The sequence below is a fragment of the Halorhabdus utahensis DSM 12940 genome, from assembly GCF_000023945.1.
Classification (GTDB): Archaea; Halobacteriota; Halobacteria; order Halobacteriales; family Haloarculaceae; genus Halorhabdus; species Halorhabdus utahensis.
In genome coordinates this window covers 2,891,311-2,903,570 of sequence record NC_013158.1, presented here as the reverse complement: position 1 = coordinate 2,903,570, position 12,260 = coordinate 2,891,311, and the positions used below count along the sequence as shown (strand labels likewise).

Annotated in this window: 13 protein-coding genes; 12 read left to right on the top strand and 1 reads right to left on the bottom strand. The window is 63.2% G+C overall.

Annotated features, from left to right (window positions below; genetic code table 11):
• Positions 1-355 precede the first annotated feature (355 nt).
• Both HUTA_RS13855 and HUTA_RS13850 read left to right on the top strand, forming a co-directional pair.
• The gene (locus HUTA_RS13855; RefSeq protein ID WP_015790554.1) at positions 356-607 is read left to right on the top strand and encodes a hypothetical protein; all 252 of its coding nucleotides are present in this window, start codon (positions 356-358) and stop codon (positions 605-607) included.
• A gap of 117 nt (positions 608-724) precedes the next feature.
• A complete protein-coding gene (locus HUTA_RS13850; RefSeq protein ID WP_015790553.1) occupies positions 725-1,864 on the top strand; it encodes an aldo/keto reductase in 1,140 nt (379 codons plus the stop codon).
• Between the two features lie 39 nt (positions 1,865-1,903).
• Here HUTA_RS13850 and uppS read toward each other — a convergent pair whose 3' ends face one another.
• The gene (gene uppS / locus HUTA_RS13845; protein ID WP_015790552.1) at positions 1,904-2,833 is read right to left on the bottom strand and encodes a polyprenyl diphosphate synthase; all 930 of its coding nucleotides are present in this window, start codon (positions 2,831-2,833) and stop codon (positions 1,904-1,906) included.
• A gap of 108 nt (positions 2,834-2,941) precedes the next feature.
• On the opposite strand from uppS, the gene HUTA_RS13840 reads away from it, so the two are divergent.
• From HUTA_RS13840 to HUTA_RS13795, 10 genes are all read left to right on the top strand, one after another.
• Positions 2,942-3,136, top strand: coding sequence for a cold-shock protein (locus HUTA_RS13840; RefSeq protein WP_015790551.1), 195 nt, complete (start codon positions 2,942-2,944; stop codon positions 3,134-3,136).
• 2 nt (positions 3,137-3,138) lie between these two features.
• Positions 3,139-3,333, top strand: coding sequence for a cold-shock protein (locus HUTA_RS13835; protein WP_015790550.1), 195 nt, complete (start codon positions 3,139-3,141; stop codon positions 3,331-3,333).
• Between the two features lie 148 nt (positions 3,334-3,481).
• Positions 3,482-3,880, top strand: coding sequence for a DUF5778 family protein (locus tag HUTA_RS13830; RefSeq protein WP_015790549.1), 399 nt, complete (start codon positions 3,482-3,484; stop codon positions 3,878-3,880).
• Positions 3,881-4,004: 124 nt separating this feature from the next.
• The gene (hemA, locus tag HUTA_RS13825) at positions 4,005-5,324 is read left to right on the top strand and encodes a glutamyl-tRNA reductase (protein ID WP_169304908.1); all 1,320 of its coding nucleotides are present in this window, start codon (positions 4,005-4,007) and stop codon (positions 5,322-5,324) included.
• Between the two features lie 87 nt (positions 5,325-5,411).
• Complete coding sequence (locus tag HUTA_RS13820; protein ID WP_049941470.1) at positions 5,412-5,690, top strand: 4a-hydroxytetrahydrobiopterin dehydratase; 279 nt, start codon at positions 5,412-5,414, stop codon at positions 5,688-5,690.
• Between the two features lie 66 nt (positions 5,691-5,756).
• Positions 5,757-7,091, top strand: coding sequence for an FG-GAP repeat protein (locus HUTA_RS13815; protein ID WP_015790546.1), 1,335 nt, complete (start codon positions 5,757-5,759; stop codon positions 7,089-7,091).
• 67 nt (positions 7,092-7,158) lie between these two features.
• Complete coding sequence (locus HUTA_RS13810) at positions 7,159-7,779, top strand: hypothetical protein (RefSeq protein ID WP_015790545.1); 621 nt, start codon at positions 7,159-7,161, stop codon at positions 7,777-7,779.
• Positions 7,776-8,450, top strand: coding sequence for a hypothetical protein (locus HUTA_RS13805; RefSeq protein ID WP_015790544.1), 675 nt, complete (start codon positions 7,776-7,778; stop codon positions 8,448-8,450). Before HUTA_RS13810 ends, HUTA_RS13805 begins: the two co-directional genes overlap by 4 nt.
• 31 nt (positions 8,451-8,481) lie before the next feature.
• A complete protein-coding gene (locus tag HUTA_RS13800; RefSeq protein WP_015790543.1) occupies positions 8,482-9,417 on the top strand; it encodes a metal-dependent hydrolase in 936 nt (311 codons plus the stop codon).
• Positions 9,418-9,471: 54 nt separating this feature from the next.
• Positions 9,472-12,219: an ATP-dependent helicase gene (locus tag HUTA_RS13795; RefSeq protein WP_015790542.1), complete on the top strand. Its 2,748-nt coding sequence runs from the start codon at positions 9,472-9,474 to the stop codon at positions 12,217-12,219.
• Positions 12,220-12,260: the final 41 nt, after the last annotated feature.

Here is a 12,260-nt window from a genome sequence, read left to right as displayed (position 1 = left end):
CGTCACGTGGCTCTCCCCGACCAATGCGACCCACGATGTGGCACCCACACAGCCACATCACCACCCGAATGTCTCTCTCAGATGGCTTGTTCCCGTCACGCATCTCCCGCCGATTTATATACTCGACAACAGCGAAAATTAGTAAGATATCTGTCTATAATGGTCTACTATACTTGATTGATATATTATGTATAAAGTATTAAAGTGTCTGTCTTTTCCTCCAAGATAATGCAAAATTGGCTCTTAGTCCGCATATAACCAGTATAATCAGTCACACGGTCAACGATAACACGCCTGTTATTGCTATCTGGATCTAGGTACTTATACGTCTAGAGGTGTTTAGGAAAATATAGACATGAGCTGCAAATCACGATCATCCCAGCCCTCCGAAGCCTCGTTTACCACGACACAGCTGTCGACCGACGAGACCGCCGAGGACGCGCTCTTGACCCAGACCAAACGCTATACGTTTTACTGGCAGATCGGCCCGAACGGGCCCGAGCTCCTCCGGGTCTCCGACTTCGACGGAACGAACGTGACTGCGAGTGTCGACCCGCCGGACGACATGTACGAACGCCTCCGACAGAACAGCGGCCAGGACATCTGATCGGCCAAACGCTGATCGATTGCTGGACGGATTTTCCCGAGCGTTCGATATTTGAACAGAGTGATCGACAGGCACCCAAACACTCAAGAGGCAATACTTGCATGGACTTCTAACGCTATGCAATGCCGTGACTTCGGTCAATCAATAGACTGGGAGCCCTCGGCACTCGGGTTCGGCGCGATGCGACTGCCCACCGACGAGGATGGCGCTGTCGACGATGACCGCGCGATCGAGATGATCCGAACGGCGATCGACAACGGGGTCAACTACGTCGACACTGCCTGGCCGTATCACGACGGTGAGAGCGAACGCGTCGTCGGCCGCGCGCTCGAAGACGGCTATCGCGAGGACATCCACCTCGCCACGAAGATGCCATCCTGGGAGATCGAAACACAGGACGACCTTGACGAGTACCTCGACGCCCAACTCGACCGACTGGGCGTCGAGTCCATCGACTGCTATCTGCTGCACGCACTGGGCCAGGGTTTCTGGGATACTTACCAGTCAGTCGATGTCTTCGAGTGGCTCGAGGCGGTTCGCGACGCGGGAAAGATCGAGCAGATCGGCTTTTCGTTCCACGACGACCCCGATCTCTTTCGGGAGATCGTCGACGCCTACGACTGGGATTTCTGCCAGATCCAGTACAACTACCTCGACGAAGCGTTCCAGGCTGGCCGTGAAGGCCTGAAGTACGCGGCCGACCAGGGCCTCGGCGTCATCGTCATGGAACCACTTCGGGGCGGCCGCCTCGCGACAGACCTTCCTGATCCAGTGACCGAGGCGTTCGACGCGGCCGAGACCGATCGCTCGCCCGTGGAATGGGCGCTACAGTGGCTCTGGGATCAGCCCGAGGTCTCGCTGGTGTTGAGCGGCATGTCGACGATGGCGCAGGTACGTGAGAACGTCGAGATCGCGTCACGATCCGGCGTCAATCAATTTACTGCTGACGATCGGACGGCCGTCACACGGGCTCGTGACCGGTTCCGGGCGTTGATGGCCGTCGACTGTACCGGATGTGACTACTGCATGCCGTGTCCGAGCGGGGTCCAGATCCCGCGCAACTTCGACCTGTACAACCGCCTCGAGATGGGTGACGATCCGGAAGCCGTCGTCTCCGCGTACGATGATCTGGACGCTGAGGCACGTGCGGACGCCTGTGTCGCTTGCGGGGAGTGTGAAGACGCCTGTCCCCAGAACCTGGAGATCATCTCGCTGCTCGAAGACACCCACGCGAATATCGAGGCAGCCAGGGCGTAGTCTACGGGTCAAGCAGTCAATATACCCTCGCCGGAGGGGTCAATCGCCGCCCGGATCGTGTTCGGTGTCAATAGAGACGTCGACTTCTTCGAGTTCACGCGAGGGAAGCGAGTCCCGGAACCGTCTGAGGACGCTCTTTGCGTGGTGAAGTTCGCGGTCGCTGACCGCCCGCACCAGCGTGAGCGCCCGCCTGGCTCTGGTCTGTCGCCAGGAATCCTCGCGATGTTCGTACGTCCGGATCGCCCGAAGGAAGTCGATCTTGCGGAACTCGGGCCAGTAGGGCGCACAGAAGTAGGCTGCGGCCTCGTTGCCGTTTGCATGCCACGGCAGGAAGTTCGACGTTCGCTCGTCACCACCGGTCCGGATGATGAGATCGACGTCCCGAGTTGGCCCTTCGTACAGACGGTTCTCGACCGTCTCGACGTCGATGGTAGCCGGATCGAGGTCGCCGCGGTCGACGTCCGCTGCCAGATCTTTGACCGCCCCGAGTAACTCGGCCCGGCCGCCGTAGGCAAGGGCGATGTTCAGATGAAACTGGTCGTACCCACGCGTTTGGGCCTCGGCGTAGTCGATCGCCTCCCGCACCCGTTCCGGGAGTCGGTGAGTCTCGCCGATCGCCCTGATTCGAACGCCCGCCTCGTGGACGCGGTCGCTGTCCGCGAAGTCATAGAGTTTGTCCTCGATGAGGTCGAACAGGACTGCACGCTGGTCGGCCGGTCGATCGAAGTTCTCCGTCGAAAAGGCATACAATGTCAGCTCTTCGATACCGAGTTCGTCACACCACTCCAGCAACGCCTCGGTCGTTTCAGCCCCTTCCCGATGGCCCGCAGACGTCTCTTGGCCCTCCTTGCGGGCGTATCGACGGTTCCCGTCCTGAATGACGGCGATGTGGGTCGGTCCCCCGTCGATCTCGCGTTTCAGCAGGCGCTCGTAGACGCTGGTTGCCTGCTTGCGGATCCACGAGCGCATATGTCAGCTGATCGTCGTCGTCCCGCATGAGTCTTCCGTTCCGGCCCCTCCACACCCCGGCGTCCAGCCGCAGGGTTTTAATACATTGACCACATGGCATAGGTTGCAATGGCGACCGGTACGGTTGATTTCTTCAACGACACTGGCGGGTACGGTTTCATCGAGACTGAGGACGCGGACGAAGACGTATTCTTCCACATGGAAGACGTCGGCGGTCCTGACCTCGAGGAAGGCCAAGAGGTTGAGTTCGAGATCGAAGAGGCCGAGAAGGGCCCGCGTGCGAAGAATCTCACGAGGCTGTAAGCATGGCGACAGGCACCGTGGACTTCTTCAACGATACGGGCGGCTACGGGTTCATCGAGACCGACGACGCCGACGATGACGTGTTCTTCCACATGGAAGACGTCGGCGGCCCTGACCTGGAAGAGGGCCAGGAAGTCGAATTCGAGATCGAAGAAGCCGAGAAAGGCCCGCGTGCGACGAACCTCACCCGACTGTAAGCACAGTCCCGGGCGGTCCGTACGCGAATAAACACGGGGCAAGCGGGATCCCCCGCTTTCTTCCGCACTCGCGACAGTGAGCCATTGGACTGTCGATCCGACGAGCGAATACCGTGAGTCGTATTACCGACGACCCGGAGATCAATACATGGACGCGATGGGCGACGACCTCTCCGAACAGACGAAAGCACTACTCGAGCCGGGCGAGATCGAACTGCGGGGACTGATCGTCCGGACGGACGTAGCAAACGATCAGGAGCCGGAACTCAATCGCCTGACGATCGAGATCGGTGACGTCATCGCCGAGCATGCCGAGACGGACGCCGACACGTACGTCTACTCCGGGACCGACGATCCCGAGTTCGGCCTGAATCAGCATCAGGGGCGAACGATCGAGGGCGAGGAGTTCGTCTGGGAGTGCCAACAACTGATGCGCGACGGGACGTTCGACGTCGTGTTCTACTACGAGGACACCGCCGATACGGATGCGATCCTGGCCGACCTCCGGGCGAAGGGCTACGACGTCGAGGACGTCGAATCACCGTGACCGCCAGGGAGAGTTACGAACCAGAATGACGTCAAAGGGGGCCGGGTTAGGAAGGCTTTAGATACCCGCAGGACCAATACCCACGAGATAGCTGAAGTGTGATCTGGGACGTGACTGGTGATACATCGTGAAGGAACCTGGCTACATCACGGCCGCGAGCGTCGCTCATCAACACGGGAGCGTCGAGGACATCGACGCGGCCGCGGCCGACAGCCAGCTGGCTGGCGTCGAACAGTTACTGGAAGCCCCCCACGTGACCGAGGCGTTCGTCCTCCAGACGTGCAACCGTGCCGAACGCTACGTCGTCAGCGACGACCCTGAAGCGGGCCGGGCGGCGCTGCAGGCAGCGATGCCCGACGAGGTGGACTCGACGGTCCGCACGCTGGGTCACGAGGAGAGCCTTCGTCACTTGCTGCGGGTCGCAGCCGGCCTGGAATCACTCGTCCCCGGCGAGGACCAGATTCTCGGACAGGTACGGGACGCCTACGAGGACGCCCGCCACGTCGACGGGCTCGGGCCAGTGCTCGAGGAGGCCGTGACAAAGGCGATCCACGTCGGCGAGCGCGCCCGGACTGAGACGGCGATCAACGAGGGCGTCGTCTCGCTCGGCAGCGCAGCCGTTGAACTCGCCGAACGCGAACGTGATCTCGAGGCGGCGACAGCACTGGTCATCGGTGCCGGCGAAATCGGGACGCTTGCGGCCAAAGCGGTGGACGCACGGAGCGACGTTGCCCACCTCTACGTGGCCAACCGGACCGTCCCACACGCCGAACACGTGACGTCCATCGTCGACGTGGCGGCGAGTGCGATCGGGCTGGACGACGTGGCGTCGGTCGTCGACCGTGCCGATCTCGTGGTCTCGGCGACTGGCAGTGCCGACCCGATCGTCGAACCGGCGGCGTTCGAGACGACCGGCGACACTGTGGTGATCGACATCGGTCAACCGCGGGACATCCCGCCGATCGTCGACGAGCAACCCGGCACCGACGTCTTCGATCTCGACGACCTGGAAGCCGTGACGGCCGAAACGCGGGCCAACCGGGAGGCGGCCGCCGCCAGGGTCGAGGACATCGTCGAGGACGAACTCGCCCATTTGCTTACCAGATACAAACGGACGCGAGCCGACGACGTGATCTCGACCATGTACGAGAGCGCCGAGCGCGTCAAGGCCCGCGAGGTCGAGCAGGCGCTCGGATCGCTCGATCTCGACGACGAGGAGCGCGAGGTCGTCGAGGCGATGGCCGACTCGCTGGTCAACCAGTTGCTCGCCGCGCCGACGAAATCGCTCAGAGACGCCGCCGAAGCCGACGACTGGGCCACCATCGATACGGCGCTTGCGCTGTTCGATCCCGATTTCGGCGAGACGGAATTTCCCCCGAGTGTCGCCGACGTCGATGCAGACGTACCGGATCGCTTCTCGAGGCTCGTCGACGCCGACGACTGAGTGACGCTGGTTCGCGAGCAGCTCGCCGATCCGGGTGCTTTCGCCCCCGTCCGAACGTTCTTCCCCTGGCGTGACGTGTGTCCACGCATGACAGACGTACTCGACGACGACGAGATCGACGATCGACTCCCGGCTGGTTGGGAGCGCGACGGAGACGAGATCGTCCGGACCTTCGAGTTCGACGCCTATCTCGACGGCGTCGGCTTCGCGGCGGCCGCGGGCGGCCTCGCCCAGGAAGCGTTTCACCACCCCGAGATGACGATCGGCTGGCGCGAGGTCGAGGTCCGATTGACGACTCACGAGGCCGACGGAATCACTGACGCCGATCTCGAACTCGCCGGGCGATTCAACGACCTTCGGGAGTGAGTGGCCGGCTGTGCCACTGTCCGCCAGAACACCTAGCTTTTTCCCATTCGTTGTTGATTCGGGACTATGGATCTACACCGCCGGGACGCCCTCAGACTCGTCGGCGCGGCGGGTGTAACGGGCCTTGCCGGATGTGGAAGCATCGCCGCCCCGGGCGGGGGGAAATCATGGTCACAGCGGGCGACACTGACCGCGGAAGACGGCACCAGCGGGGACCAGTTCGGCGACTCGATCGCTGTGTCGAACGATGGATCGACGATCATCGTCGGCGCGCCGGCGGCCACTGCCGCCGGGGTCGAGTCCGGTGTCGTGTCCGTCTTCGAGCGGGCGGGCGACTCGTGGTCCCGGACAGCAACCCTCACGCCCACGGATACAGCCGAGTTCAGTGGGTTCGGGACCAGCGTCGCACTGTCGGGCGACGGGAAAACGGCCGTCATCGGATGTACGGGCGACGAGCGCACGGACGGACTGGTGTCCGGCGCGGCGTACGTCTTCGAGCGCTCCGACGACGGGTGGACCCAGGATGCGCGACTCAGTGTCGACACGGCGTTCACGCCCGCGCAAGGACAGTATTTCGACGCCTTCGGCGCGGCCGTCGCCATCGCTGACGACGGGAAGACGGCGCTGGTCGGCGCGCCACAGTACGTCGATGGGTCCGACGACACTGCCGGGACAGCGTCACTTCCCGGGGGGTCAACCACGGCGGATGTCGTCGCCGCTCCCCGATCGACGCTCGCGCGCGTCCCGGGCGCAGCGTTCGCGTTCGAGCGATCCGACGGCGAGTGGTCCCGGGAAGCGACGGTTAGACCCGAGGACCCCGATGGACGGGTCGGTCTGGGATCGAGCGTCGCGCTGGCGGATCGCGGATCGACGGCCGTCATCTGTGCGAACGGGCGAAATACAGTTTCGGTGTTCACCCGGGCCGGCGGGTCCTGGACCGAGACGACGACGCTCCCGCTTGCAGACGGCGTAGCGGTTCCACTGGACGAGGCAATCGGCGTTTCGAACGACGGGTCGAGGGTGATCGTTGGGAACAGTCCGGGCGACGATACTGGCGGATCGGCAATCGTCTTCGATCGGGCAGACGGATCGTGGTCCCGGTCGGAACTGTCCCTCGATCACACCCAGAAATTCGGACCGTCGGTTGCGATGGCCGGCGACGGGGAAACGGCGATCATCCCGGGACTGACGGACTCGGACTCGAATGCGGTCGGCGTCCACGTCTTCACCCACGCTGTGGGGTCCTGGACAGCAAAAACGGCACTCACGGCAGAGAGCAGTCGGCGAGGCAGTCGGTACGGCGATGCCCTGGCGCTGTCCGGCGACGGGACTACGGCAGTCGTGGGTGCGCCGGGCGGGGACACGACGGCCGGTTCCGGTACAGTATACGTCTTCGATTGAGTCCGCAACGGGTCGCCAATCAGATCCGAGGGAGGAGCTTTTCCCTTGGGGGTTCGAGAGAAATACTATGGAACCAACCCCGTCGAATCTGGCGTCGTTGTTGCGTCAGTCGCGGATCAATGCGGCACTCGGCTGGGGGCTGGTCGGCATCATCGCGCTGACGGCCCTCGGGAACCTCGTTCTGGGGAACTTCTTGTGGGCTGGCTTCGCCGCAGTCGTGGGCGGGCTGGCGGTGCTCCCGCCAGTTGCCCGCCGCGACCCGCTGGTGATGATCCCCTGGGAGGTGTTCGTCCTCGCCGCGTTGCCGTTGCTCGGGTACACCTTCGGCGTGAACGTCGCCTTCCGGGAGGTCGCGACGTATCTCTCGGTGGCTGCGCTGGCCCTGATCGTCGCCGTCGAGTTGCAACTCTTTACGAACGTCGAGATGAACTACCAGTTCGCGCTGCTGTTCGTCGTCGTGTCGACGCTGGCCTTCGCGGGGCTGTGGGCCGTCTCCCGGTGGCTCTCTGATCTGCATCTCGGGACGACACTGCTGCTCGATCCCATGCTCAGTGATGACGCTATCGAGGAGCAACTCATGTGGGAGTTCGTCGCCTCGGCGGTCGCGGGCCTGCTCGCCGGGGTCGTCTTCGAACTGTACGTGCGCCGGTACGCAAGCGTCCGTCGTGACGGTGGTGAGAACGCATGAGTCTACGTTCACGCCTCCGACTCAGCACGTATCGCCAGCAGCAACTCACCAAGGTGATGGAATTCGTCCTGACCGGTCTCTTCTTTATCGGCCTCGAACGCCGATCGGTCGGTATCTCGATCAATGCGGCAATCGGCCTCATCGTGTTGCAGATCCCGCCGCTGCTCGAACGGGACTACAGCGTTCCGATGGACCCGCGACTGACGCTGTGGATCACGACAGCAGTCTTCTTACACTCCCTGGGAACCGTCGGCGTCCCTGGCGGATCCGGCTTCTATCAGTCGATCCCCGGGTACGATCACCTGACCCACGCGCTGTCGGCATCGGTCGTCGCCGGGGCCGGCTACGCGACAATCCGTGCGCTGGACGAGCACTGGAACGACGTGCATCTCCCGGATCGGTTCGTCTTCGTGTTCATCCTGATGTTCGTCCTCGCGTTCGGTGTCTTCTGGGAAGTCATCGAGTTCACCACGAGCGCCGCCGCGACCGCCATCGGCGGGTCGCCGGTGTTGACCCAGTACGGGATCGAGGACACGATGAAGGATCTGATCTTCAACACCATCGGGGCTGTCATCGTGGCGACGTGGGGAACCGTCTACCTCAACGACTTCATCACGCAGCTCCTGACAGTGTTGGGCGGCGAGACAGAGTCCGAGCCGCCGGGAGAGTGACGTTCATATACGCCCGTCGCCAAAGATCATCGTGTTCGTCGGTCACGCCTTCCTCGCCTTTGGGATCGTCGCCGTACTCGCTCGGCGTTTCGGTCCCGCTGAACGTCTGTCACTCCGTGGCGTGACCGTCCGGTACGCCGTCGTCGCCGGGCTGGCGGCCGCACTGTTCGCCTCACTCCCGGACGTCGATGTCGCCCACGCCGCCTTTCAGGTCGTCACGCTCCCGGAGGGGTCGACAGCGTTCGATCACTTCTGGACGGCGACGGGCGAGCGCCACCGGACGACGACCCACTCGCTGGTCGTCGCCGTTCTCGCGAGTGCGGGCTTCGCCGTCTGGACCGTCAGGCGGTGGGCTGGCGCGATCATCCTGACCGGTGTCATCGCCATCGCAGCACTCACGGGCGGCGTGGTCGGTGGCGGTGTCATGGCACTGTTTGGCGTCGCTGGCGTCCTGATCACGATCGGCGCGACCCGAATCGGACTGTCCTCGCGTTCGGTTTTCGCCACGGCAGCACTCGGACTGGCCGTCCACCCCTTCACTGATCTGCTGACGGGCGTGCCGCCGTCGTTTTTCTCGCCCTGGGAAATCACGGTGTTTGCCGGCCGGATCGAACCGTTCACGGACGTGACGCTGAATCTTCTGGTTGCGTTCGGGGCTGAGATCGGCGTCATCTGGTTCGGGATTGTAGTGGGCTTGGCGCTTCGCGGGATCGACCCACGGCAGCACGTCCACGTTGCTGCCATGCTCGGTGTCGGCTATGCGCCGATGGCGTTCGTTTTAGACAGCCCGAGCGTCGATAACGCCGCGTGGTTCGTCGGGACGATCCTCCCGGTCAGCGCGATCGGTCTCGTCGGCGTGAAACGGCAATTGACGGGCGACCGCGTCGTGACGGTCGTGCTTACCGGGCTCGCGGCGATCACGGCCGCCTGGTTCGGGTTCGGCGTCGCATTCGTGGTTGCCGCCTGATCACTGCCAATCCGAGTACACAAGACGCTCCAGATCATTAGATAGACCCACTCTATGGGAGGACGGGAACTGCTGGAGGGGGTGGACGTGGATCTCGGTTTCGATCCCGAATCCGTGTCAATCGACGACGGGGATGTCCTGGCGCTGTTCGAGCCGGTCGTTCGGGAATGGTGGGTCGAGACCTTCGGCCCGTACGTCCCGGACAACGGCGGGTTCTTCACGCCGCCACAGAAAGCGGCGATCCCGCACATCCACGACGGCGAGAACGCGCTCATCGCCGCGCCGACCGGCTCGGGCAAGACCCAGGCCAGTTTCGCGGCCATCATCAACGAGTTGTTCCGCCGGGACCGCGACGACGGACTCGAGAATGCCGTCTACTGCCTCTATATCTCGCCGTTGAAGAGCCTCGCCAACGACATCCACCGGAATCTCGAAGTCCCGCTCTCGGAGATCACGGCGACCCTCGAGGATCGTGGCGAGGACGTCGAGATCCGCCACGCGATCCGCCACGGCGACACGTCCGATAGCGATCGCCAGGCGATGCTCGAAGAGACGCCCCATATCCTCAACACGACGCCCGAAACGCTGGCGATCCTGCTGAACTCCCCGAAGTTCAACAAGAAGCTGGAGACGGTCGAGTACGTCATCGTCGACGAGATCCACAGCCTCGCGGCGAACAAGCGGGGCACGCACCTCTCGGTCTCGCTGGAACGGCTCGAAGCGATGGCCGAGACATCGCCGACGCGGATCGGCTGCTCGGCGACGGTCGAACCGCTGGATACGATGGCGGAATTTCTGGTCGGCCGGGAAGATCCAGGCGGCGATCCCCGTGACTACGAGGTCGTCGACGCTCGCTTCGCCCGCGAGTTCGACATGGAGCTTACAACGCCGACTGACGACCTGATCCACACGTCCCAATCGACGATCAACGACCGGTTTTACGATCAGCTACACGACCTGATCGGCGATCACATGAACACGCTCGTGTTCACGAACACGCGCTCGGGAGCCGAACGCGTCCTCCACAACCTCCGGGAACGCTTTGACGCCTACGACGAGGACAACTCCGGGTGTCACCACGGCAGCCTCTCGAAGGACAAACGCGAGGCGATAGAGTCCGATCTGAAATCCGGCGACGTAGACGTGGTGACGACCTCGACGAGCCTCGAACTCGGGATCGACATGCCCCACATCGACCTGGTGGTCCAGGTGGGGTCGCCCAAATCAGTTGCCGCACTCCTTCAACGGGTCGGTCGCGCCGGCCACCAGCTCGGCGAGACGGTCGCCGGCCGCGTCGTCGCGCTCGACCGCGACGAACTGATCGAATGTGCGGTCATGCTCAAGAAGGCCGCGGAAGGCTTCGTCGACCGGGTGTTCGTTCCGGAAAACGCCCACGACGTAGCCACCCAGCACGTCTACGGCATGGCGATCAACGACGTCCGCCCCGAATCCGAGGTCACTGGCATCCTCCGGCGTGCGTACCCCTACCGGACGTACACGGACGACGACTGGGAAGCACTGCTCCGGTATCTGACCGCTGACTATCCGGGCATGGAAGACGAAAACGTCTACGCGAAGATCTGGCGGGACGAAAACGACCCACCGGACGGGGAGTACCACTACGACGAGTTCCCGGTCGGCGAGCCGCTGATCGGCAAGCGCGGCCGGCTGGCACGGGTCATCTACATGACCAACATCGGGACGATCCCCGATTCGTTCACCTGTGACGTGCTGACCCGGGGCGACAGCGAGTGGGTCGGACAACTCGACGAGTCCTATCTCGATACCCTGGAGACGGGCGACGTGTTCGTGCTGGGGGGTGATCGATACGAGTATCGCTATCGCCGGGGATCGAAGGTATACGTCGATCATACCAGCGCGCGACCGACCGTTCCCTCCTGGTATTCCGAGCGGCTGCCCCTCAGCTACGATCTCGGCCGCGAGGTGCTTTCCTTCCAACGGGAGTTGCTCGCCAGACTGCAGCGAGGCGGCCAATCGGCTGCTCGACTCTGGCTCCGGGAGTTCCCGCTCGACGAGCACAGCGTCCGCGCCATCGTCGAGATGTTCGATCAGCAGGTGCGCTATGCCGGTCCGGAGAGCGTCAGCACCGACGAACGGCTCGTCATCGAGGAGGAGCGCGATCGCGAATCGTACGAACGCCGGTACTACGTCCACTCGAACTACGGTCGCCGATTCAACGACGGGCTCTCACGGTTGCTGGCCTACCGCGTCGCCCAGCAGGCGACGGCGAACGTCCAGGTCGCCGTCGCCGACCACGGCTTTACGCTCTCGATGCCGCTCAATCGGAAAGTCGACGTGGCGGGCGTGCTGGAATCGATCGACCCGGTCGACGTCCGGGCGGACCTCAGAGCCAGTCTCGACGGAACTGACCTGCTCGATCGCTATTTCCGGATCAACGCGACGCGGTCGCTGATGATCCTCAAACGCTACAAGGGCTACGAGAAGTCCGCCAGCGAGCAACAGGTCAACAGCGAGATGTTGCTTGGGTTCGCCCAGGATCTCGAGGACTTCGCGGTAATCGAGGAAACCTATCGGGAAATACTGGAGGACAAACTCAACGTCGACGCGATCGAGGACGTACTCGGCGCGATCGACGCCGGCAACATCGAGGTCGTGCATCACCGTGTGGACTCACCGACGCCCCGGGCGTTCGGGCTGGCGACGCTGATGGCCAGCGACGTGGTTCTGGCGGAAGACGAGTCGGCCGTCCTCAAGGAGTTCCACGAGCGAGTGACGGACGCGATCGGCGAGTCGGCTGGAGACGTGTCGGTCACCGAGTGAGCGGAACGGATCGGCTCCCAGGACGCCACCCGCGAAACAGC